The sequence below is a fragment of the Rhodococcus sp. NPDC049939 genome (assembly GCF_040656415.1).
Lineage (GTDB): Bacteria > Actinomycetota > Actinomycetes > Mycobacteriales > Mycobacteriaceae > Rhodococcus_F.
Genome location: NZ_JBFAMC010000004.1, coordinates 138,282 through 159,932, shown reverse-complemented (window position 1 = coordinate 159,932; position 21,651 = coordinate 138,282). Strand labels below are relative to the sequence as shown.

The 21,651-nt window shown below is 63.7% G+C and carries 22 protein-coding genes and 1 pseudogene; 10 read left to right on the top strand and 13 right to left on the bottom strand.

Annotated elements, in window-relative coordinates; translation table 11 throughout:
• Positions 1 to 89 precede the first annotated feature (89 nt).
• Genes AB0I57_RS15680 through AB0I57_RS15670 form a run of 3 tightly spaced genes read left to right on the top strand, consistent with a single transcriptional unit; the run spans position 90 to position 5,274 of the window.
• Positions 90 to 1,397, top strand: a complete 1,308-nt coding sequence (locus tag AB0I57_RS15680) for an MFS transporter (protein WP_358336874.1) — start codon at positions 90 to 92, stop codon at positions 1,395 to 1,397.
• Between the two features lie 56 nt (positions 1,398 to 1,453).
• Positions 1,454 to 2,758, top strand: a complete 1,305-nt coding sequence (locus AB0I57_RS15675; RefSeq protein WP_358336871.1) for an MFS transporter — start codon at positions 1,454 to 1,456, stop codon at positions 2,756 to 2,758.
• A gap of 38 nt (positions 2,759 to 2,796) precedes the next feature.
• Positions 2,797 to 5,274 carry a glycoside hydrolase family 3 C-terminal domain-containing protein gene (locus tag AB0I57_RS15670; RefSeq protein WP_358336868.1) on the top strand — a complete coding sequence of 826 codons (2,478 nt, stop codon included), beginning with the start codon at positions 2,797 to 2,799 and terminating at the stop codon, positions 5,272 to 5,274.
• A gap of 21 nt (positions 5,275 to 5,295) precedes the next feature.
• Here AB0I57_RS15670 and AB0I57_RS15665 read toward each other — a convergent pair whose 3' ends face one another.
• A complete protein-coding gene (locus AB0I57_RS15665; RefSeq protein ID WP_358336865.1) occupies positions 5,296 to 5,688 on the bottom strand; it encodes a GntR family transcriptional regulator in 393 nt (130 codons plus the stop codon).
• Positions 5,685 to 6,557: a hypothetical protein gene (locus AB0I57_RS15660; protein WP_358336863.1), complete on the bottom strand. Its 873-nt coding sequence runs from the start codon at positions 6,555 to 6,557 to the stop codon at positions 5,685 to 5,687. Before AB0I57_RS15660 ends, AB0I57_RS15665 begins: the two co-directional genes overlap by 4 nt.
• A gap of 219 nt (positions 6,558 to 6,776) precedes the next feature.
• Between AB0I57_RS15660 and AB0I57_RS15655 the strand changes: the two genes are divergently transcribed.
• The 4 genes from AB0I57_RS15655 (at position 6,777) to AB0I57_RS15640 (ending at position 9,761) form a co-directional block, all read left to right on the top strand.
• Positions 6,777 to 7,226, top strand: coding sequence for a hypothetical protein (locus AB0I57_RS15655; RefSeq protein WP_358336860.1), 450 nt, complete (start codon positions 6,777 to 6,779; stop codon positions 7,224 to 7,226).
• Between the two features lie 3 nt (positions 7,227 to 7,229).
• A complete protein-coding gene (locus AB0I57_RS15650) occupies positions 7,230 to 7,625 on the top strand; it encodes a VOC family protein (RefSeq protein WP_358336858.1) in 396 nt (131 codons plus the stop codon).
• A 36-nt stretch (positions 7,626 to 7,661) separates the two neighbouring features.
• Positions 7,662 to 8,810, top strand: a complete 1,149-nt coding sequence (gene menE, locus AB0I57_RS15645) for an o-succinylbenzoate--CoA ligase (RefSeq protein ID WP_358336855.1) — start codon at positions 7,662 to 7,664, stop codon at positions 8,808 to 8,810.
• Positions 8,811 to 8,891: 81 nt separating this feature from the next.
• A complete protein-coding gene (locus AB0I57_RS15640) occupies positions 8,892 to 9,761 on the top strand; it encodes a 1,4-dihydroxy-2-naphthoate polyprenyltransferase (protein WP_358336853.1) in 870 nt (289 codons plus the stop codon).
• A gap of 5 nt (positions 9,762 to 9,766) precedes the next feature.
• On the opposite strand, the gene AB0I57_RS15635 is transcribed toward AB0I57_RS15640, so the two are convergent.
• Together AB0I57_RS15635 and AB0I57_RS15630 are read right to left on the bottom strand one after the other, a co-directional pair.
• Positions 9,767 to 10,147, bottom strand: a complete 381-nt coding sequence (locus AB0I57_RS15635; RefSeq protein WP_358336850.1) for a phage holin family protein — start codon at positions 10,145 to 10,147, stop codon at positions 9,767 to 9,769.
• 46 nt (positions 10,148 to 10,193) lie between these two features.
• Positions 10,194 to 10,946 carry a lysophospholipid acyltransferase family protein gene (locus AB0I57_RS15630; protein WP_358337521.1) on the bottom strand — a complete coding sequence of 251 codons (753 nt, stop codon included), beginning with the start codon at positions 10,944 to 10,946 and terminating at the stop codon, positions 10,194 to 10,196.
• A gap of 130 nt (positions 10,947 to 11,076) precedes the next feature.
• On the opposite strand from AB0I57_RS15630, the gene AB0I57_RS15625 reads away from it, so the two are divergent.
• The gene (locus tag AB0I57_RS15625) at positions 11,077 to 11,622 is read left to right on the top strand and encodes a GNAT family N-acetyltransferase (protein ID WP_358336847.1); all 546 of its coding nucleotides are present in this window, start codon (positions 11,077 to 11,079) and stop codon (positions 11,620 to 11,622) included.
• Here the strand turns inward: AB0I57_RS15625 and AB0I57_RS15620 are convergent.
• Both AB0I57_RS15620 and AB0I57_RS15615 read right to left on the bottom strand, forming a co-directional pair.
• Positions 11,610 to 12,719 carry a PLP-dependent cysteine synthase family protein gene (locus tag AB0I57_RS15620; RefSeq protein WP_358336844.1) on the bottom strand — a complete coding sequence of 370 codons (1,110 nt, stop codon included), beginning with the start codon at positions 12,717 to 12,719 and terminating at the stop codon, positions 11,610 to 11,612. The two genes, AB0I57_RS15625 and AB0I57_RS15620, sit on opposite strands and share 13 nt — an antisense overlap.
• Positions 12,716 to 13,093 (bottom strand): DUF4229 domain-containing protein, encoded by a 378-nt coding sequence (locus tag AB0I57_RS15615; RefSeq protein WP_358336841.1) that lies wholly within the window; start codon positions 13,091 to 13,093, stop codon positions 12,716 to 12,718. The genes AB0I57_RS15620 and AB0I57_RS15615 overlap by 4 nt, the downstream gene beginning before the upstream one ends.
• Positions 13,094 to 13,280: 187 nt before the next feature.
• Here AB0I57_RS15615 and AB0I57_RS15610 point away from each other — a divergent pair.
• A pseudogene (locus AB0I57_RS15610) lies at positions 13,281 to 13,496 on the top strand (BldC family transcriptional regulator); the annotation flags it as partial.
• Positions 13,497 to 13,769: 273 nt separating this feature from the next.
• Entirely contained in the window at positions 13,770 to 13,973 is a 204-nt protein-coding gene (locus AB0I57_RS15605) for a hypothetical protein (protein WP_358336839.1), read from the top strand.
• 56 nt (positions 13,974 to 14,029) lie between these two features.
• Here AB0I57_RS15605 and AB0I57_RS15600 read toward each other — a convergent pair whose 3' ends face one another.
• The 7 genes from AB0I57_RS15600 to hemL all read right to left on the bottom strand — a co-directional run bounded on the left by AB0I57_RS15600 (position 14,030) and on the right by hemL (position 21,623).
• Positions 14,030 to 15,418, bottom strand: coding sequence for a MinD/ParA family protein (locus AB0I57_RS15600; RefSeq protein ID WP_358336836.1), 1,389 nt, complete (start codon positions 15,416 to 15,418; stop codon positions 14,030 to 14,032).
• 93 nt (positions 15,419 to 15,511) lie between these two features.
• Positions 15,512 to 16,486, bottom strand: coding sequence for a c-type cytochrome biogenesis protein CcsB (gene ccsB / locus AB0I57_RS15595; RefSeq protein ID WP_358336833.1), 975 nt, complete (start codon positions 16,484 to 16,486; stop codon positions 15,512 to 15,514).
• Positions 16,483 to 18,147, bottom strand: a complete 1,665-nt coding sequence (locus tag AB0I57_RS15590) for a cytochrome c biogenesis protein ResB (protein WP_358336830.1) — start codon at positions 18,145 to 18,147, stop codon at positions 16,483 to 16,485. Before AB0I57_RS15590 ends, ccsB begins: the two co-directional genes overlap by 4 nt.
• Positions 18,144 to 18,971, bottom strand: a complete 828-nt coding sequence (locus tag AB0I57_RS15585) for a cytochrome c biogenesis CcdA family protein (RefSeq protein WP_358336828.1) — start codon at positions 18,969 to 18,971, stop codon at positions 18,144 to 18,146. The genes AB0I57_RS15590 and AB0I57_RS15585 overlap by 4 nt, the downstream gene beginning before the upstream one ends.
• On the bottom strand, positions 18,968 to 19,567 hold the full coding sequence (locus tag AB0I57_RS15580; protein WP_358336825.1) for a TlpA disulfide reductase family protein: 600 nt from the start codon (positions 19,565 to 19,567) through the stop codon (positions 18,968 to 18,970). Before AB0I57_RS15580 ends, AB0I57_RS15585 begins: the two co-directional genes overlap by 4 nt.
• Complete coding sequence (locus AB0I57_RS15575) at positions 19,564 to 20,223, bottom strand: histidine phosphatase family protein (protein WP_358336822.1); 660 nt, start codon at positions 20,221 to 20,223, stop codon at positions 19,564 to 19,566. Before AB0I57_RS15575 ends, AB0I57_RS15580 begins: the two co-directional genes overlap by 4 nt.
• 74 nt (positions 20,224 to 20,297) lie before the next feature.
• Positions 20,298 to 21,623 carry a glutamate-1-semialdehyde 2,1-aminomutase gene (hemL, locus tag AB0I57_RS15570; protein ID WP_358336819.1) on the bottom strand — a complete coding sequence of 442 codons (1,326 nt, stop codon included), beginning with the start codon at positions 21,621 to 21,623 and terminating at the stop codon, positions 20,298 to 20,300.
• Between the last annotated feature and the right edge of the window lie 28 nt (positions 21,624 to 21,651).

Here is a 21,651-nt window from a genome sequence, read left to right as displayed (position 1 = left end):
TCAAGTGATGCCGATCGCGGCGCGAGTCACGTTCAGGCATGTTCGTTACGAATTGGTGGTCTGACCGAATTCGGCAAGAGGAACTGTCAATGGCAACTACGTCTGACAGCACCCCCGACAGGGGCGACGGCCCGAATGTGAAGTTGGAGAAACACTCGGACCTCGATCTGCCGACCAAGATGCCCAAGCCCTGGGTAATCGTCGCGTTCGCATTCGCGCAGTTCGCGCTCTTCGTGGCCCTACTCGGACCGCCGACCGTGAGCATCGCGATCAAACTGACTGCTGTGGTCGGGTCCGACAACGCACCACAGGCAGCGGGTTTGGTCCTCGGCGTCGGTGCGATTGCGGCACTGGTCGCGGCTCCGGTTTTCGGCTACCTGTCCGACCGCACCACCGGTCCCTGGGGACGCCGTAGACCATGGATGGTTGGCGGCAGCGTCGGACTCGCCCTGTGTCTGCTCGTCATAGCGGTCAGCGACAGCATTCCGGTCCTGCTCGCCGGCTGGTTCGCAGCACAAATCTGCGCGAATGCAGCCTACGCGGCCTACTTGGCCACCATCGCCGATCAGATTCCTACCCATCGCCACGCCAGCATCGCCGCCTTGGTGAACGTCATGCAGCAGGCGGGCATCCTGGCCGCGGTCTACGCCGTGAGTTTCCTCTCGGAGAGCATGTTTGCAATCTTCATGGTTCCAGCGGTCATCGGCGTCATCGGCATGGTCGTGTACGCGCTCGTACTGCCGGACAAGCCGCTGCTCGTCAAGCCCCCTTCACGGCGCGGTCGCGAGTGGCTTTCCATGATGTGGGTGAGCCCGCGCGAGCACCCGGACTTTGCGTGGGTGTTCCTCTCACGCCTCCTGTTCTTCATCGGCATGTTCATGTTCATCTCGTTCCGGCTGTTCTGGATGCAGGACCGCATCGGCCTCGACACCGACTCCGCCGCCGCGGCCGTGGCCACCGGGGTGCTCATCTACACCGTGATCCTGATGATCATCGGGCAGATTGCCGGGGTGGTCTCCGATCGAATCAAACGGCGCAAGCCCCTGATCTTGATCTCGGTCGTAATTTCCGCCGTCAGCTTCCTGTTGCTTGCCGGCGTCGACTCCGTATCCGGCTTCTACGTGACGCAAGCGATCCTCGGGATCGGCTACGGGGTCTACTTCGGCGCCGACCTCGCTCTAGCGATCGAGGTGCTTCCTGATCCCGACAATCCCGCAAAGGATCTCGGGATCTTCAACATCGCCAACGCCGCTCCCCAATCGCTTGCGCCGTTGTTCGGGGCAATGCTGCTCGCCGTCGGAGCAGGGGGACAGAACTACACGCTGCTCTACATCGTCAGCGCTGCCGTAGCAGTGCTCGGAGCTTTGGCAATCCTGCCGGTGAAGAAGGTGAGATAAGACCCTATCCATCCACGGGGGACTGCGCTGAATTGGCAACGCGGAGAGGAGTTCTGATGTCAACAGATTCTGGTGACATCCCGCGAGGAATCACAGAGGAGAAACCCCCACCAGGGGGTCCGGTGCTCGCTCCCCCGACGGAGATGCCCTCGGTTCCGGTGCTGGCGGCCTTCGGGTTCGCACAGTTCGCGCTGTTCTTGGCGCTGCTCGGACCGGTGATGGTGAGCATGGGCATCAAGCTGATCGACCTGGTCGGCGAAGACGACGCACCGCAGGCTACGGGATTGGTGCTCGGTGTCGGAGCCATCGCCGCGATTGTCGCCAATCCCGTTTTCGGATACATCTCGGACCGCACCCCTGGGCCGTGGGGACGACGCCGACCATGGATGGTAATAGGAATCGTAGGCCTGGCCATAGCTCTGCTCGCCATCGCACTCGCCAACAGCGTCTTCGTTCTCGTGATCGGCTGGTTCGTGGCGCAGATTTTCGCGAACGCATCCTTTTCGGCTTACCTGGCGACCATCGCCGATCAGATCCCATCCCGCCGCCACGCCAGTATCTCCGGATACACGAACATCACGCAGAACCTGGGAATCCTCGCCTCGACCTACGTCGCCAGCCTGCTGGAAACGAACATGCTGGCGTTGTTCATGGTGCCGGCCGTCATCGGTGTGGTCGGAATGGGTACCTACGCGATCCTGCTCCCGGACAAGCCGCTGCTGGTCAAGCCACCGCGGGTGGGCGCTCGCGCGCTGATCCATATGTTCTGGGTGAACCCGCGCAAGCACCCGGACTTCGCGTGGGTGTTGCTCTCGCGCCTGCTATTCCTCATCGGCCTCTACATGTTCACCACATTCAGGCTGTTCTGGATGCAAGACCGCGTCGGCCTCGACCTGAGCGCCGCCACCAGCGCCGTGGCGACCGGAGTCACCATCTACACGGTCTGCCTCCTGGGGACAACCCTGTTCGCAGGCATGATCGCCGACAAATTGAATCGTCGTAAGGCGCCGGTGTTCATCTCGACCGTGATCTCCGGCTTCGGCACCCTCTTCTTGATCGGTATCACCTCCGTTGGGGGCTTCTACATAGTCGAAGCGATCCTCGGCGTCGGCTACGGGATCTACTACTCCAGTGATTTCGCCCTCGTGCTTGCCGTACTACCCGACCCGGACAACCCCGCGAAGGATCTCGGGGTATTCAACATCGCAAACGCAGTTCCGCAATCACTCGCGCCGCTGATCGGCGCGATAATGCTCGATATCGGGAGCAGCGGACAGAACTACGCCATGCTGCTCGGCGTCGCCGCGGTGATGGTGTTCTTGGGTGCGATGGCAATCGTTCCCATCAAATCGGTGCGCTGAACAACCTCCGAATCATCGGGGCGACGAAGGAGAAAACCGTGAACAGTCCCAGTTCCCACCCGAGGGTCACCGACTCGGAAATATCTCGGCACGCAAAGATGATCGCGTCCCTCGATCTTCGGTCGAAAGTCCGGCTACTCACCGGTGCAACGACATTCACCGCCGCCGCAGAGGACTCGATCGGACTCGGCGAGCTTCGCCTGTCCGACGGCCCGACGGGTGTTCGAGGGCTCGACTCCAGCGGGGTACGTCAGGTGACGCTCCTTCCGAACGCAACGGTACTGGCCTCGAGCTGGGACACCGAAGTGTTGTACGACACCGGTCGGCTTCTCGCCGAAGAGGCGCTCGCCCAACGGATTCACGTGGTGCTAGGGCCGACGATCAACCTCCACCGCTCCCCCCTGGGGGGCCGCCTCTTCGAGGCGTTTTCGGAAGATCCACTGCTAACTGGCAATCTCGCGACAGCCTACGTCCGTGGAATGCAGGACTCCGGTGTCGGCGCATGCCTCAAGCACCTGATAGCCAACGAGTCCGAGACCGAACGCTATTCCATGAACAGCGTCGTCGACGAGGCCACGCTCCGCGAGTTGTACCTGACCCCATTCGAGATCGCGGTCGCAGAAGCCGGTCCCTGGTCGATCATGGCTGCCTACAACAACGTCAACGGCGTTGCCGCCACCGAACAAGTGCACGTCAACATCGAAATCGTCAAGGATGAATGGAATTTCAACGGCCTGATCATGTCCGATTGGTTTGCCACCAAGACGGCCGCGCCCGCCGCAAACGGGGGTCTGGATCTGGTCATGCCCGGCCCCGACGGCCCTTGGGGAGAAGCTCTGGTCGCCGCTGTGGAGGCGGGAGAGGTTCCGACGTCGGTGATCGACGATCACATCAATCGCCTCTTGGTGCTGGCCGAACGTGTCGGTGCGCTCGGCGAGCAGCGACAGTACCCCACAGATCTGCCGACACCGACGTCACTCGTGCGCAAGGAGCAAATGATTCGACTCGCCACCGCAGGCATGACTGTCCTGAGCAATCGCGACCGCATCCTTCCGCTGCAACAAACTCAGTCCGTTGCGCTGATCGGCAGGCACGCCGTCGACACAATATGTATGGGGGGCGGTTCCTCGGAGGTCAACCCGCCTCACCAAGTCAGTATCGCCGAGGGAATGGCTGCATTGCCCGGCGCCTCAGTCACCGTCGTCGACGGCGTCGCAGTGCGCACCCGTCCTGCCCCGCTGCGGCGGGGTGTTCTGCTCGACCCGGATACCCGTGAACCAGGGGTTCATTTCGTATTGCGGTCCGCAGATGGTGCGGTGATCGAGGAACGTCGCTCCGCCTCCGCGGTCACCACCGTCGGCTGGGACGACGACCTCGATGCTGAAGTTGCCGCGATCGAGTTCCGGGGTGTGACTACCCTGGATGGGCCAGTCGATGTAGGCGGAGTCGGTGTCGGTGACTGGACGGTCAACGTTGGTGACGACACATTCGAATACACTGTGGGCCAGCCATCGTCCGGCGCCGAGACCAACAGGCCGGGTCCGTCGATGGACGAGATTCTCGGTGGAGCCTTGCAGCAACCACTGTTCTGGCGCGACACCAAGGTGGTCACCCCGGGTACCGAGATCAACGGTGTCGTCCGAAGGCCCATGAGCCCGGGCAGGTTCGCCGTGACAATGGCTCCCGCACAACGCAACAGCGATGAAGCCATCGCCGAGGCGGTGTCGGCGGCGACCGAAGCCGACACCGCAGTGGTCGTGGTCGGCACCACGGATGAAGTGGAGACCGAGGCTTTCGACAAGTCGACGCTGCACCTATCGGGTGATCAGGACGCGATGGTCCGAGCGGTTGCCTCCGCCGCCCGGAGGACGGTTGTGGTGGTCAATGGGGCGACGCCGGTAATCATGCCCTGGCGTGACGAGGTGGACGCCATCCTGTGGGTCGGGTTGCCAGGTCAGGAAGCCGGCCACGCGGTCGCGGCGGCCCTGTACGGCACCATCGAGCCGACCGGTCGACTGGTCACCACGTTTCCTGCCGAAGACGGGCAGTGTCCAGCCTGGTCGGTGACGCCGACCAACGGCGACCTGCAGTACACCGAAGGGGTCTTCATCGGGTATCGCGGGCATCATGCCGGTCGTGCCCCGGAGCCGAGTTTCTGGTTCGGCCACGGCCTGGGCTACTCCTCCTGGGAATACCGGGATGCTCGCTTGACCGGGGAATCGAGTGTGCACGTGAACATTGCCAACGTCGGAGAACGGGAAAGCCGAGAGGTTGTCCAGTTGTACTTCGACCCCGTCGAAACGGATCAACCGGTGCGACTCGTCGGCTGGCACGGCGTGACAGTTCAGCCCGGATCCACCGCGGATGTGGAGGTGTCAGCCGATCCGCGGATGCTTCGGCGGTGGGATACGTCCTCGTCATGTTGGGCGTCCCTGTCAGGTCGCGGCCAGTTCATCCTCGCCCGCGGTCTCGGAGATGTCCGTGCCACGCTCGACGCCGTGCCGGCACACGCCTGAGTCCTTTCGCGGTCGAGCGCCTCACCCACGGCCATTCTCGGCTTGAATGGCCGACAGCGCCGACAATGCCTCCTCGGCGTCGAATCCCGCGGCCACGACGGCGGTGAGGTAGTCCCTGGCTAGCCGCTCCAGCAAATCGGGTGATGGTGGTGAGGCAGCCTTTGGTCGCGTTCTGGCGACCCGAGTCCCTTTGCCGCGTCGCGACTCCACCCACCCTTCTTGCTCCAGGTCACGATACGCGCGTGCGACAGTGCCAATCGCAACGTCGAGGTCTTTCGCAAGTTGCCTCAACGAAGGAAGTTTGTCCCCCGGCGAGACCTTGCCGGACGTGATGAGCGCGGCAATCTGCCGACGTATCTGCTCGTACGGGGGCAGCAGATCGTCGGAACGTACGACGACTCGTGGACTATTCATCGCGACACAATTGGCTGTGGCACAACAAAACGGACGATGGCCCACAGGCCGAGAACACCGCCGTAGATAGCCATTCCCATCGCCAGGATCCCGGCCATCTTCCAGCCCCAGTTCGAGTCACCAACACTCGAAACCGCATTTGCTGCTTTGTGTAGAGACATCCCTGCAACGAAGGCCCCAAATGCCGAAATCGCTGCAGCACATGCTACTCCGCGAGTCGCGATTCGGCGCCGAAGCGCCATGTCGTAGACCCCGGTATCGACTGCACCCCATCGCTGGGCTCCTTTTACACATGCCAGAGCGAGGATCAGAACCAAAGCGATCGCAAACATCAAAGGGACGGAGTAGAAGGATCCGGGATAGGGCGAGAACGTGCGGCCAGTGTCTCCATGTGAGATCGAGAACGCGCGCATCTGGTCGCTGGAGGGGTCCACCGACGCCGTGAGCGTCGTCATGATCAGCCCGCCGACGGCAAGTAGCAACCCAGCCATGACGGCAACGGCGAAGCGCGGTGGCACCACAGTCCTCAGCGATCGAGATACAAGACTTGCCTCGCGAACGGACGAATCGCGGTTGACTCGATCAATACTCATGGCGCCTAGAGCCAGCCCGATCGCCAGACATGTGATCACACCGGGCACCAGCGTCACGAGCCCACGCCCAAAGTCGCTCCATCGCAGCAGAGCAAATCCGACGGGGAACGCAAGGATGACACCCGCCAGAAGCAACAGCACACTGCGGCGACGCGCGTTCCTCGCGGAGGCCGGCATGTGTGAGCGCCGCGCGGCCACTACGTCACTGAACCCCGCCTGAATCAGCACAAGTGCCGCAACAACCGAGAACAAGACGAACAGCGGAGACACCGCCATGCATTCCTCCAAGTACTACTGTGTCAGATACTTGATACGGTAGTACATGCGCCCAATGCCCTTGGGAGCCACTTTTCGGGCGTGCACCGAACCAGCGTTCGGTCGATGGTTTTGCTGCACACGAGCTGCACACCCACGGACACGTCCCCCTGTCCAGACGAGTTCGTCATCTCGGCAAGTGATCGGCACGGGGTCCCCGATTCGGGCAGACTGACCCACATGAGTACCGACCGCGAGGTCCCCGCCCCACAGCATCGTCGCCCTCGAGGAGTGAGCGATGACACCGTCGCCGCGCTCGGCAAGGTTTCCGAAGCCCTCGAAACCGTCGAACGTGCCCGCGGGCACCTCTACTCCTTCCACCAATTGATCGGCCACGCCGATCGACAACTCGGTGAAGCCGCCGACGCCTTGCACGAGGCGGGTCACGCGCACCTTGCCTACCGACTGCGCACAGAAATGGTGGGTCGCAACGTCCTGAGCGGCCGGTGGACCTTCCAGATCGTGGAGGAATTCGACGACAACTACTGGTCGCCGCTGCGGGAACACGAGCAAACGATCCGCGGCGAACTGGCAGAAGGGCGGCGACACCTATTCGAGGCGCAGATGAAAGAAGAGCGACGCACACACGGCCGGGCGGGACACGAGGCTCGCCCGAGTGAGGGAGAGTGACGGGTGGAGATCCTCAGCAGCAGGACGCTTCTTCGACCCCGGGACTACGCGACGACGCTGGGCTTCTATCGTGACGTCCTCGGCCTCGCCACCGCCCGTGAATACCCCGGGGGAACAGTGTTTTTCGCGGGTCAGGGCCTCATCGAAATCACAGCGCACGGAGGTACCGGTGCGTCGTCGTCATTCGACGGGGCTCTGTGGCTACAGGTTCGCGATCTCACAGCCGCGCAGACCGAACTGGTTCTGGCCGGTGTCAAGATCGACCGCGAAGCCCGCCAGGAACCGTGGGGGCTGCACGAGATGTGGATCAGGGACCCGGACGGAATCCCGATCGTACTGGTGCAGATTCCCGAAGATCACCCCCTTCGCCGCGACTTGCGGCCGACGAGTGAAGGCTGACCCGAAGCAGTTGGGATCATTGGGATACTTCTGCTGATGACGAATCAACTCACCACCCTCCCGGTACCGTCCGGGCCCGAGGTCGTCGGTCTCTTGCCGCAGCTGGCTTCGATCCTCGAGGGGGCCGAACCGGCTGTACTCCCGGTGCCCGCTGCAGACAAGCGCGAGACCCTACGCCTCACGAGCGCATTGCGCCCAGGTGACCCGATCGACGACGACGTCGCTCTCGTGGTCTCGACATCCGGCACGACCGGCGTGCCGAAGGGGGCCATGCTCACCGCGGCCGCGCTCCGCGCCAGCGGTGAGGCCACCCACACGAGGCTGGGTGGACCCGGATCCTGGCTGCTGACCCTCCCGGCCCACCACATCGCCGGGATGCAGGTGCTGATGCGCAGCGTCCTCGCGGGATCCGAACCGGTGGTGATCGACGTAGCCGGGGGCTTCGATCCCTGTGAAGTTCCGGAGGCCGTCGACTCGATGAGCGGCCGACGGCGATATACCTCGCTGGTCCCCACACAGCTGATCAAAGCACTCGACCACCCCGACGCGGTGACGGCGCTGGCTTCCCTCGATGCCGTACTCCTCGGTGGGGCGGCCACCCCGGCCCTGGTACTGCAACGGGCCGTCGACGCAGGCATCCGCATCGTCCGCACCTACGGGATGAGTGAGACGTGCGGCGGGTGCGTGTACGACGGCGTACCACTCGAGGGCATCCGGGTACGAATCGACCTGGACAGCCGCGTGCTTCTGGGCGGACCCATGCTCGCGTCCGGCTACCGCGGCCTCCCCGACCACCCGGCATTCGCCGAACCAGGATGGTTCCGCACCGACGACGCCGGAGTCGTCACAGACGGTGTGCTCACCATCTGCGGCAGACTGGACGAGGCCATCTCCACCGGTGGTCTCACTGTCGTCCCGCAGGTGGTCGAAGCTGCTCTGGTCGCGCACCCCGCTGTGCGCGAGTGCGCAGTGATCGGGCTGCCCGACGATCGATTGGGCCGACGCGTCACCGCGATCGTCGTTGCCGAGCCTGGCACCGAGCCGACCCTCAACGATCTCCGCTCGTTCGTCGAACGCACCCTCGACCCCACCGCCGCACCACGCGAGCTACACCTTGTCGATTCCTTTCCTCTCCGCGGCCCGGGCAAGGTGAACCGGCGCGCTCTGGAGGCCAGATTCGGCTGACCGATCCAAGGCCGACCATTTGAACGCCGACGAGTCCGGTGTGGATGGGTGCTGGTTTCCGCGCAATGCAAAGATCGGTGCATGGCCACAGTTGCTCAATGGATCGAAGGCGCTCGTCCGCGCACCCTCCCGAACGCGATCGCCCCTGTGCTCGTCGGTACCGGCGCCGCGGCGGCGCTCGGCGGCGCGGTGTGGTGGAAGGCAGTACTGGCACTGGTGGTCTCCCTCGCGTTGATCGTTGGCGTCAATTTCGCCAATGACTACTCGGACGGAATCCGCGGCACCGACGACGACCGGGTGGGACCGTTACGACTCGTCGGGTCGAAGCTGGCCGAGCCTTCTGCCGTGAAGTTCGCGGCCGGTGCCTGCTTCTCGATCGCCGCGGTGGCAGGTCTCGTACTCGCAGTCACCACCGCCTGGTGGCTCGTTCTCATCGGAGCGCTGTGCATCGCGGGCGCATGGTTCTACACGGGCGGACCCAAACCCTACGGATACAGTGGCTTCGGTGAAGTCGCCGTTTTCGTGTTCTTCGGCCTCGTCGCCGTGCTTGGTACCCAGTACGTGCAGGCCGAGACGGTGGACTGGGCCGGCCTCGTCGCTGCAATCGGGATCGGGTCGTTTTCCAGCGCAGTTCTGGTCGCCAACAATCTGCGAGACATTCCCAGCGACACGGAGTCGGGTAAGCACACACTCGCCGTCCGACTGGGCGACTCTCGTACGCGAATACTTCATCTCGCCGCGCTGACGGTCCCGTTCGTCGCCACCCTCGCGCTCGTCCCGCGCACGCCGTGGGCGTTGATCGGACTACTCGCTCTTCCTCTCGCAGCGCGAGCCAACGCCCCGGTTCGCTCCGGCGAACATGGCCTCGCACTGATTCCGGCACTTAGGGATTCAGGACTGGCGATGCTCATCTGGGGTGCAGCGACCGCGGTAGCGCTGTCGGTCGCCTGACAGGATCATTTGCGATCCGGCACGACAACGCCGAGCACAAAGTTGACGATCGAGATGATCAGACTTCCCCAAAGGGCGGTCCAGAAGCCGTCGACGGTCAATCCATAGGCGGTCAGCGAACTCAGCCAAGCGGTGAGCATCAACATCAGCGCATTGATCACCAGCGTGAACAGCCCGAGGGTCAGGATCAGCAGTGGCAACGACAACAGCTTGACCAGCGGCCTGACGAAGATGTTCACGACCGTGAACACGAGTGCGATTCCGAGCAGGACCATGATGTCCCCACCAGTCCCACTACCGGAACTGGAAATGCCTATTCCGACTACCAATTCCGCCGCAAGCCAGATCGCAAATGCATTGATGACAAGGCGCACCAAGAAGGTCATACGTGCATGCTGGCACACCGGCCGGGCCGGAGGAGAACCGGATCGATCAGTACGCGGCAACCGCTCCGTCGACAGCGCTTTGAAGATCCTTCTGCACGACGCGCGCGATGTCCATCGGTCTGGAGGGCAGGTCGGGAAATGGCTGGCCGATATACACACTCGCCGACTTCACGTTCTCGGTGTCGGGGCCTTGGGCGTCGGGGCCGTAGCTGATTCCGACAGACAGAAGCACCGGTGAAACTCCACGGTCGACTGCACGCTTCGCGATATGACCGATGCCGCTGTTGATCAACTGCAGCTGGGTCGGATCCTCCTCGTTGCAGGTTCCCTCGGGAAAGATGGCCAGGCTGTCACCGCGCCTCAACCGTTCGGCGGAAATGTCCATCATGAGTTTGCCTGCGGCAGCGACTGCCCGGAGGCCATGATTCTTGCTGCGGAACACCGGGATGCTGCCCATCATGTCGAGCTTCTTGCGCAGGCCGGGATCGACGAACAGGTCGTCCTTGGCGAGTACCCGGGTGCGTCCGATCACCCGGCGCAGTGGTGAATTCCAGGCTGTGGCGGCAAGCGTGTACTGATCACTGTGTGTCACGTGATTTGCGGCGACGATAAGGACAGCGCCTGACTTCAGCAGAGCCTCCAAGTGCGCCTTGGCCCCCTCCGCGTACCGGATCCGTGGCCGATATATCACGTACAACGACGCGTAAGCCAACTTGGCCAGCAAACGATTCTGCTGATGGTCGCGGTAGAACTCGTACACCTCACCGAAGTTCTCTAGAGATACCTCGGGCCTGCCCATGCCTACCCACCCATCTACGTCGTTGTAAGGCCAGGTTACCAACCTACGGTTGCGTATGTTCCGGTGGCGAAGGTCATCGAAATGTGCGAACAAACTGTGCGGGCAACAGGACCTCAGGTAGAAAAGACCTGTGATCCGCCCGGCTGTTCGCACAGACCTGCCCGCTCTGCAAGACATCGAAATCGCCGCGGGCGCGCCGTTTCGTGAGATCGGAATGGACGCCGTCGCCGACGATCCCCCGTTCACTCTCGAAGAGTTGACCGAATACCTCGAGACCGGATGCGTCTGGGTGGCTGTCGACGCATACGACACCCCGGTCGCCTACGCTCTCGTCGCCCTCGTCGACGGGGGCGCGCACATCGAGCAAGTCTCCGTGCATCCCGGACATGCCCGCCAGAGACTCGGTGCGCTCCTGCTCGACGAGATCTCGATCTGGGCAGCTGCGCGTGGACTGAGCGCCCTGACTCTGACGACGTTTGCCCACGTACCCTGGAATGCCCCTTACTACGAGCGACTCGGATTTCGTCCACTCCGGGAAACAGACATGACCCCCGGCCTGTTCCGGATCCGTGAAGCCGAGGCGCAGCACGGCCTTGCCGCGTGGCCGCGGGTCACGATGGCACGCCCCGTCCCCGCACCACTGGGAAGTGTGGCGCCCGCGCATCAGCCCGGCTGACCCTCCCACACGCCGGTCGTCATGAAGGCGTCCAACACCGCAGTCGGTCCGGCGAGGTCGATCCCCTCATCGGCCACCCACCGGTCGTCGAAGTAGGTGTCGGCGTAACGCTCTCCGCCGTCGCACAGGATCGTCACGACACTGCCGGTGCGGCCTGCGGCCCGCATCTGGGCCACTACCGTGAACGCACCCCACAGATTCGTGCCGGTGGAACCGCCCACTCGGCGCCCGAGCACCGAACTTGCGTGCCGCGCCGCGGCGATGGATGCGGCGTCGGGTACTCGCATCATTCTGTCGATGACCTGCCCTACGAACGACGGTTCCACCCGAGGCCGTCCGATGCCTTCGATGCGCGAGGGCATGCCCGTCACGTATTCGCACGAGTTGGTCTCGTAGCCGCCGAGGAATGCCGAGTTCTCCGGATCCACAACGAGCAGGCGCGTAGCATGCCTGCGATAACGGATGTAGCGGCCGAGCGTGGCGCTCGTGCCACCTGTACCCGCACCCATCACGATCCACTCCGGAACGGGATGCTCTTCACGACTCATCTGGCGATAGATCGATTCGGCTATGTTGTTGTTGCCCCGCCAGTCCGTGGCCCGTTCCGCATGTGTGAACTGGTCCATGAAGTGACCATTCGTCTCTGCTGCGAGCCGCCTGGCCTCGCTGTAGATATCCGAGGGACGATCGATGAAGTGGCAGCGGCCGCCGTGGGCTTCGATGAGGTCGATCTTCGCGTGACTCGTGCTTCGCGGCATGACCGCGACGAAGGCGAGGCCGAGCATTTTCGCGAAGTACGCCTCGCTGACGGCGGTCGACCCAGAAGACGCCTCGATGACAGTGGTCCCCTCGGTGATCCATCCGTTGCAGATTGCATACAGGAACAGCGAGCGAGCCAAGCGGTGCTTGAGGCTGCCGGTGATATGGGTTGATTCGTCTTTCAGATACAAATGCACACCCCACCGCGCCGGTAGCGGGTAGCGCAGAAGGTGGGTATCCGCGCTGCGCTGCGCGTCGGCGTCGATGAGGCGGACGGCATTGTCCACCCATTCGCGGGAAACACTCCGGTCGATGACGACGCCGTCGCCGTAGGTCACCTCGAGGTGTCCTCGCCACGAAGCTTGGCACGAAGATCGGCTTGGTCGGCACGCCGCTGCGCGTCGATCGCGGCGATACCCTCATTGACCCGGCGGCGGAGCTTCGAAAACATGACTAGCGACAGCGGGAGCGCGATCAGAACGGCGAAGATCGCTGTCACGAGCAGAGGGACGGTCACGCCTACGAGTTCGCCGCCTCCGGCGATGATCACACCGATCACAACGACGAGGAGCAGTCGGGCGATCGAGTACATCAAGACGTCGCGGGCCAACTGCCCTTTCGTCACCCTCCCGCCATCTGTCGCCGGGTCGTTCGCCCTTGCAGACGAGGAAAGCTCGCCCTGATCTTCTGGCTTCTCGGATCGATCACTCACGCTCCTAGATTACCCACCGGAGCGACCGGTCCCGACACGCCTGACTTATCCGATTTGTCTATTGCCTCCCCTTTACCAACCTTAGACAGTTCGAACAACCAGGGGTTGTGATGCCACCATGGCGTTGGACCGGGTTGCTGATGCGACCGGCCAAGTACTGATAAGTCGAAAGCAGCGGAGACCGTCCATGAGCGCACCCCCCGACAACGGATCCGGACTCAGGGCCACCACTGACACCCTCATGACTCCGGGCCAGGTGGCTGTCCTGTTTCACGTCGATCCCAAGACAGTGACCCGATGGGCACACGCCGGCAGGCTCGGATCGCTTCGCACCCCCGGCGGACACCGCCGCTTCCGCGAAGCGGAGGTAATGCAGTTGCTCCGTTCGCTGACAACTGAGGCCGGTCCCACCATGACGTCAGCTTCGGGTCCCACCATGACCTCGGCAGCGGGTCCCACCATGACCTCGGCAGCGGGTCCCACCATGACCTCGGCAGCGGGTCCCACCATGACCTCGGCAGCGGGCCACACCTGACACGACGGCGCGCCGTTCGCTGGCACCGAATGCCAATGTGGCGACACGGCCGCCCCCCGGGCCCTGAGGGGTGCCCTCTGCCACCGGCCCGGCTACGCTCAGAAGATACCGACTATCCTCGGTGGTGTAAGGAGGTGCGCGGTGCTCTATCTGTTGGCATTCATCGGACTCGTGACCGTTGCGGTTCTGCTGTGGAAAGCGTTCGGCCCGACGGCGAACCCGATGCTCAGCAAGCGGGTTGTAGGGCCGGACGATGATCCGGAATTCCTGTGGAAGATGAATCGGGAGGCCCAGCGGAGGAAGCCCGAAGAACCCGGTACCGGTTCATCCGACCCCATCGGCTGATCTCACCGGGAATGGGGGGTGCCGCCCTGCGGGTCGGCACCACCACCCTTACTGCGTCAGTGATGATCCTGCAGCGCGAAGCTCGAGGCGGGGAAACCTGATGTGACGGCGGCAGCCAGTTCGAGCAGGGCGTTGCGCGTCTTCGGATGCAGGCGTTCCAGTTCGATCTCCGCGCCCTCTTCGAGATGCGGATCGAATGGAACCAGGCGCACCGAACGACACCTCTGTTCGAAATGTTCGACGACCTTCGGCAGGTCCACCTTGCCCGATCCTGGGCGCACAGCGTTGACAACGGCCACCGACTTGGACACCAGATCCCGGTAGCCATGAGCGTCGAGCCAATCGAGAGTCGCTGACGCGCTGCGGACGCCGTCGACGGATCCCGAGCTGACCACCACGAGTGCATCTGCCTCTTCGAGGATCGTCTGCATGGCCGAGTGCATCAGACCGGTACCGCAATCGGTCAGAACGATGCTGTAGAACTTCTCCAGCATCTTTACGGTTCGCGCGTAATCGTCTCCACTGAAAGCCTCCGACACGGCGGGGTCGCTATCCGATGCGAGCACCTCCAGTCGATGGCGATTCTGTGATGTGTAGCTGCGGACGTCGCTGTACTTCTCGATACTCTGCTCGTCTCGCAGGAGGTTGCGCACCGTGGCCGGCGTTTCCAGAGGAATCTTCTGACTGAGTGTTCCCCGGTCAGGGTTGGCGTCCACGGCGATCACGCGGTCACCCCGCAATGATGCGAAAGTAGAACCGAGGGTCGCAGTGATGGTGGTCTTGCCCACACCGCCCTTCAAACTCAGTAGCGCGATCTTGTAGCAGCCCTGAAGCGGTTGGTTGACCTGCTTGGTCAGGTCGATGCGGCGCTGTTCCTTGGCACTGTTTCCGACATTGATGTTGCGACCGGACACCTGATACAGCATCTTCCGCCATCCCGTAGTCGGGGCAGCTTTGGCTTGCTTGAGGAGCAGGGAGGTGGACAGGTCACGGGCCGTCACCTCGTATTGCTGCTCGTGAGCGATTTCGCGCGGGCTGGGAGCGTGCTGCTGAGCGGGCGTCGATGCGGAGGTCTGGTGCTCCGGGTGGAGTTGCGCCGGCTGCTCCTGCGCGGGCATGTGCTGGGGACGAGTGAAGGCTTCCGCCCCCGCGGAAGGCTGCGGAACTTGCCGGTGTTGCGGAGCGGGGGCGGGCGCAGCGGTCGGGGCCTGCGTCTGCCGACCCGTGGGCGGGGCCGCCGGAGCCTGTGTGTGCCTGCCGGTGGGCGGGGCCGCCGGAGCCTGGGCAAAGGGGTTTCGGCCCTGAGGTTGAACGTACGGGGCCTGCCGCGCGCCAACGCGACTCGCCGGTCCGGCGACATTCTCGTCAGACGCGTCCTGATCGCCCACCGACGGGTTCGATGCAGGCCGCACCGGCTCCCACGCGCCGGAATTGCTTTCAGACATCGCTGAACATCCCCTCGTTATGTCTTTATCGTCTGTACCAAGCCACACAGATCGAGACGCCGCGGCGGAACGATACCAGTCAGTGGAAGCCGGTCAGTTCAGACCCGCGTAAGAATGAAGCCCTGATACAACGATGTTGATGACGAACAGATTGAACAGCATGGCAACGAAGCCTGCGACGTTGATCCAGGCCGCCTTAGTCTCGCGCCATCCGGACGTCGCGCGTGCATGGAGGTAGGCGGCGTAGATCACCCAGGCGATGAACGACACCGTCTCCTTGGGATCCCAGCCCCAGAACCGACCCCACGCGGCCTCGGCCCAGATGGCACCGAGGATGACGCCTGCGCCGAAGAGCGGGAACCCGATGATCGTGGTCTTGTACGCCAACCGGTCCAGCATCTGGGCGTCGGGTAACCGCTCCGCGACCTTCGCAATGATGCCGGTCCTCTCCTCGGCGCGCGGATAGCGCATGCGAAGCAGGAACAGCAGGCTTGCCACGCCCGATACCAAGAACACGCCGGAACCGACGCTCACGATGGTGACGTGGATGGGCAACCAGTACGACTGCAACGCGGGCACCACAGGCGCGGAATCCGCATACAGGACCGTGCCTGCGAGAAACATCAGGATCAGCACGGGGACGAGCAGGAACACCCACATCGGCCTATGTGCGGGCTTCGACAGGAGGACGAGACCGACGACGAGCGCGGCGGCGCAGGCCATGGCAACGAACTCGTACATGTTGCCGAGCGGGAACCGGCGGGCGGAGAACCCTCGAAGCACGATCGCAGCGATGATCAGGACGGTGCCGACGACGAGAACGGCCGCGCCCATGCCGCCGAAGCGCTCGGACATCGGCTTCTTCGGCTGCTGAGCCACTCGCCCTGGAACACCGGTCTCCGCCGAGCGTGCACCGACACCGGCGGAGACGAGTTCCTTCTCCTGCACGGCGTGCGCCCGTGTGGACGCGTACTGCACGATGAGCAGGATGAGCGCCAGTAACAGCACTGCAAAAGATGATTGGAAGGCCCAGTCGCTGTACTGCGCCAGTGTCTCGTTGATCGTCACCGTTGGTTCTCCTGCGAATCAGGCTTCGTATCGTCCGTGAGTAGATGACTGCAGAGTCGGTCGAACTCGTCACCCCAACCGGCCTGATCGGTCCGGGCGAGCCCGCCAAGCTCTACTACGGTACGTCGTTGGTCGAGATCCCCAGCATCCGCAGGGTAGATGCGGGCCCAGATGCGCCTTCGCTTGACCAGCAGCGAGACGAGCAGTCCCGCCATCATCGTCAACGACGACACCAGCACCCATTGCTGTGCCGGGTCGTGGGACACCTGAAGGTTGACGAAATCGACGGCACCGTCGAAGCGCACCTGCGTGCCATCGGCTAGCGTCGCGCTCTCACCCGGCCACAAGTTCACGCGCTCCTGCTTCACCAGCCGACCCTGATTGATCAGCTCGGTGTTGAGTGAAAATATCGATTGTGGGTTACCGGTATCGAGCCCGGTATCACCCTTGTATATGTCGATCGCGACAGCCGGGTCGTTCATCTCGGGAAAACTCGAAGACAACAGGTCTCCGTTGAAGAACGCTGTCGGGGCGAAGAGGCCCTCGATCGCGATCTGGTTCTTCCGCCGCTCGTCCGGGTCGGGATACATACCGCCGGGCGGGTCGAACCGCATGGCGCCGCTGCTGAGGAACGTGACGGCATCGTCGGGTTGCCACTGCAATGTTTCCGTCCGCGTCTGCCCGTTCGGGAAGGTGACGGTAAACGTCGGCGCGTACCCGTGGCCCTGCAGGTAGACGCGGTCCCCTTCGACACGAAGCGGGTGGTTGACCTGCAATTGGTCCTCGCGCCAGGTGTTCGTTTCGAGGTCGCTGCCGGCCTGGTACGCAATGTTGGACGTGAACATCTCCGCCTGACCGTTGTCGAGATAGTCGGCAGTGAAGTCCTTCACCCGGATACACAGCGGCGTCATGCCGGTGCCGTCCTGAGTGTTTCCGGCCCTGAAGGAGTCGAAGACCGCGGGAGATGTGGTGCAGAAGCCGGGCCCGTCGTTTGCGACCACGATGACGTTGCCTTCGTAGCTCAACAGCTTTCCTGCCGCGACTGCGACCAGTAACCCCACGAGGGACAAATGGAAGGCAAGGTTGCCGAACTCGCGCAGGTATCCCTTCTCTGCGGAGAGGGTGATTTCGCCATCTCTGACCCCACGGTGCCCGCTGTCGCGGGTCTCGACTCGCCACCCCCTGAGCTGACTACGCAGGCGACCCGCTACTTCCTCAGGCGTCTCGTCGACCCGGTCCTCGTGGTGGTGTGGAAGCCGCGCAAGATTGCGCGGCGCGGGCACCGGACGGGTCCGTAGTGCCTTCGCGTGCTCGACGCACCGCGGCAAGATGCAGCCGACCAGGGAGACGAACAGCAGGACGTAGATGGCAGTGAACCAGAAGCTGCCGAACACATCGAACAGTTCGAGCTTGTCCATCCACGGCCCAAGCGTGGGCCGATTCGCGATGTACTCGTTGACCTTGCTCTCGTTGAGACTGCGCTGCGGTAGCAGGGCGCCCGGGATTGCGGCGATCGCCAACAGGAACAGCAGCACAAGCGCCGTCCGCATGGAGGTCAGACCGCGCCAGGTGTTGCGGACCTCAGCCATCGCCCGGCCTGGCAGAGATTGGCGGGGAACCGGGGCCTGCTCGACCCTCACGGGGGTCTCGGTGTCACTCATATGGGCAGAACCGTATCCGTGATGAAGGCGTCACGGACCCAGCTGACGAACAGGTCCCAAGCGCCGGTAACCAAGGCGATGCCGACCGCCACGAGCATGATTCCGCCGAAGACTTGAATGGTCCGAGCGTTGCGACGCAGCCATCCGACGCCGCGCAACGCGCGCGACGATCCGAAGGCCAAGATCACGAATGGCAGCCCGAGTCCGAGGCAGTACGCGACGATCAGAGTGACACCGCGAGCCGCGGTGGCCCCCTCGGTGCCTGCGGTTATCGAGATGACGCCAGCCAATGTGGGGCCGAGACACGGGGTCCAACCCAGCGCGAACACACCGCCGAGCAAAGGCGCCCCAGCCAAGCTGGAGAGGCGTTTCGGCTCGAGCCGAGTGTCTTTCTGCAGAGCGGGCACCAGTCCGATGAACACCAGACCCATCGCGATGGTGACGACACCGCCGACTCGCATCAAGATGTCGCGGTTGATCGCGAGAGCTGAGATGACACCGAACACGGACGCCGTGGCCAGCACGAACACGACGGTGAAACCGGCTACGAACAGGGCGGCGGCACCCGCAACCCTGAGTCTGCCGTCGGTGAGCGTTTTCGTGCGGACGGCCGCCTCCTGCGGGGTGGCGGCCGGAGCGTCGGCCCCGACCACACCAGCGAGGTAGGACAGATATCCGGGTACGAGCGGGACGACGCAAGGTGACGCGAACGACACGAGACCGGCAAGGACGCACGCGCCGAACGCGAGCACCAATGGCCCGGACACGGCCGCGGACCCGAATGCTTCGCCGATGCCTTGGGCGAGAACGGTGCTGGTGCTCACGATTCCTGCGCCACCCGTTCGACTACCGGTTTCAGGTCTTCGGCCAGCAGCTCTCTCAGGTACACGGCGGCGACACGGTGTTCACGGTCGAGTACCATCGTGGTCGGGACGACGCTCGTCGGGTAGTTCTTCCCGAGTGCGATCAATGTCCTCATGGCCGGGTCGTAGATCGACGGATACGACACGTTGTTGTCGATCATGAAGTCCTGCGCCTTGTCCTGCTGGTTGTCCCGCACGTTTATCCCGAGGAACGCGACGCCCTGGTCCTTGGTTTCCTCGTAGACCTCCTCGAGTTGGCTGGCCTCCCTCCGGCACGGGGCGCACCACTGCCCCCACACGTTGACGACCACGACTTGGCCCGTGAAGTCGTCGAGCGAGATTGTCTTTCCCTCTTCCATCAGGTCGGGTCCGGAGAGTGCACCAATGGCCCCGCGGTCGGCCGGCGGATCATAGAAGATCTCGGTCTTGCCACCCGGAGACACGAAGTCGAACGTGCCGCCCTGGGCCACTGCGTCGCCCCCGGACGCGCACGCCGACACCAACACGGCAACGGCGGACACAGCTGCAGCCAACCCCGCTAGACGTCCTCGTCTCATGCCCCGGTCACCCTCGGATCCGATGCGCCCGCGGGCTCTGAGTACACGATGTCGATGAGGGTGTCGCCCTCGTAGACGAGAGATGTCAGCGAGGCGAGACCGCACTGACGGTGGCGCGGATCGTGCCACAGCCGGTCGCCTTGCAGAAATCGCCGTAGGGTCCAGACCGGCAACTGATGACTGACGACGACTGCCTCGTGTCCGACCGCGCTGACGCGCGCGCTGTTCACCGCGGCCAGCATGCGGTGCGCGATCTGCAGGTATGGCTCGCCCCACGACGGGGTGAACGGGTTGCGCAGCTTCCACCAGTGCCGCGGGCGGGAAAGTGCACCGTCGCCGACCGAAACCTTCAGACCCTCGAAATCGTTTCCGGCCTCGATGAGGTTCTCGTCGGTCACGATCTCGACCCCGAGGGCGGCGGCAATCGGGGCTGCGGTCTCCTGCGCCCGCTGCAGCGGGGACGCTGCAATGTGCGTGATGTCGTGCTTGGCCAGGACCGACGCGACCGCGCGGGCCTGGCCCTCCCCCGTCACCGACAGCTTGAACCCGGGAAGCCTGCCGTAGAGGATTCCACGCGGGTTGTGCACCTCGCCGTGCCGAAGCACATGCACGATGGTGCGGGTCTGTGTGTGGTCGGGATGATCGACATCTGTCACGTTTGAAGTTCCTCGGGTCGGTGCGGGCGTCAGTTGATCGATGGGGCCGTCGGTGGCCACCTGCTGCGGACGCATCAGGGCCGAGTGGCCGCTGCGGCGGCCTTCGCTGCGTGCGGCAGGGCGTCGGCGATGATCGAAAAGGCGTCGTCGTCCATGGCGGCGGAGACGAACCACGCCTCGAACGCGCTCGGCGGCGGATACACCCCACGGGAGAGCAAGCCGTGGAAGAACGCCGGGAAGCGCCACGTCTGGGCAGCCTTCGCCTCGGCGTAATTGGTGACCGGGTCCTCACTGAAGAAGACGCTGAGCATCGTTCCGGCCATCTGCACCCGGTGCGGCACGCCCTCGGCAGTCAGCGCGTCGGACAGCAAACCGCGCAGCATCTCACTGTTGCGTTCGAGCGCGTCGTACACACTCCGGTCCGCGGCGCGGAGACTGGCCAACCCGGCGGCGACGGCGACGGGGTTTCCGGACAGGGTGCCTGCCTGGTAGACGGGTCCGGCTGGAGCAAGGGCGGCCATGACGTCGGCGCGACCCCCGAACGCGGCGGCAGGCAAACCACCGCTCATCACCTTGCCGAAGGTGTAGAGATCGCCGGCGACACCGTCGAGCCCGTACCAACCTGCGGCACTGACACGGAATCCGGTCATCACCTCGTCCATGATGAGCAGGGCACCGTTGTCACGGGTGAGCCTTCGCAGACCCTCGTTGAAGCCTGGCAAGGGGGGCACGGCACCCATGTTTCCGGGTGCAGCTTCGGTGATCACACACGCGACCTCGCCCTCGTTGGCAGCGAATGCCTGCGCGACGGCTTCGAGATCGTTGTAGGGAACGACGATGGTGTCTTCGGCCTGGGCACCGGTCACCCCCGGCGACGTCGGGAGACCGAAGGTCGCGAGACCCGAACCTGCGTCCGCCAGCAGAGCGTCGACGTGACCGTGGTAGCAACCGGAGAACTTGAGGACCTTGGTACGGCCCGTGAACCCGCGGGCCAAACGGACCGCGCTCATCGTGGCCTCGGTTCCCGAGTTGACCAAGCGCACCTTCTCGACCGGGCCGACACGGGCAACGATCTCCTCGGCCAGTTCGATCTCGCCTTCAGTGGGGGCACCGAACGACAGACCGGTGGTAGCCGCCGCCCGCACAGCCTCGACTACGGCGGGGTGCGCGTGCCCGAGGATCATCGGCCCCCAGGAACAGACCAGGTCAACGTAGTTGTTGCCGTCGACATCGGTGAGCGTGCAGCCGGATGCCTGTTTGATGAACCGCGGAGTACCGCCGACCGAATGAAAAGCCCGCACCGGAGAATTTACGCCGCCCGGAATGACCAGATCTGCCTTCTCGAACAGGTACGCGGAGCGGGAGGCATCTGCCTCTCGGTCGCCGGAGGGATAAGTCACGATCCCTAGTGTCCCAGTTCTGTCGAAT

Coding starts and splice junctions, on each gene's coding strand:
- AB0I57_RS15680 (WP_358336874.1), top strand. CDS start 90: ATGGCAACTACGTCTGACAGCACCCCCGACAGGGGCGACGGCCCGAAT.
- menE (WP_358336855.1), top strand. CDS start 7,662: ATGACGAATCAACTCACCACCCTCCCGGTACCGTCCGGGCCCGAGGTC.
- AB0I57_RS15580 (WP_358336825.1), bottom strand. CDS start 19,567: ATGAGACGAGGACGTCTAGCGGGGTTGGCTGCAGCTGTGTCCGCCGTT.
- AB0I57_RS15635 (WP_358336850.1), bottom strand. CDS start 10,147: ATGACCTTCTTGGTGCGCCTTGTCATCAATGCATTTGCGATCTGGCTT.
- AB0I57_RS15640 (WP_358336853.1), top strand. CDS start 8,892: ATGGCCACAGTTGCTCAATGGATCGAAGGCGCTCGTCCGCGCACCCTC.
- AB0I57_RS15675 (WP_358336871.1), top strand. CDS start 1,454: ATGTCAACAGATTCTGGTGACATCCCGCGAGGAATCACAGAGGAGAAA.
- AB0I57_RS15600 (WP_358336836.1), bottom strand. CDS start 15,418: ATGTCTGAAAGCAATTCCGGCGCGTGGGAGCCGGTGCGGCCTGCATCG.
- AB0I57_RS15665 (WP_358336865.1), bottom strand. CDS start 5,688: ATGAATAGTCCACGAGTCGTCGTACGTTCCGACGATCTGCTGCCCCCG.
- AB0I57_RS15590 (WP_358336830.1), bottom strand. CDS start 18,147: ATGAGTGACACCGAGACCCCCGTGAGGGTCGAGCAGGCCCCGGTTCCC.
- AB0I57_RS15655 (WP_358336860.1), top strand. CDS start 6,777: ATGAGTACCGACCGCGAGGTCCCCGCCCCACAGCATCGTCGCCCTCGA.
- AB0I57_RS15630 (WP_358337521.1), bottom strand. CDS start 10,946: ATGGGCAGGCCCGAGGTATCTCTAGAGAACTTCGGTGAGGTGTACGAG.
- AB0I57_RS15660 (WP_358336863.1), bottom strand. CDS start 6,557: ATGGCGGTGTCTCCGCTGTTCGTCTTGTTCTCGGTTGTTGCGGCACTT.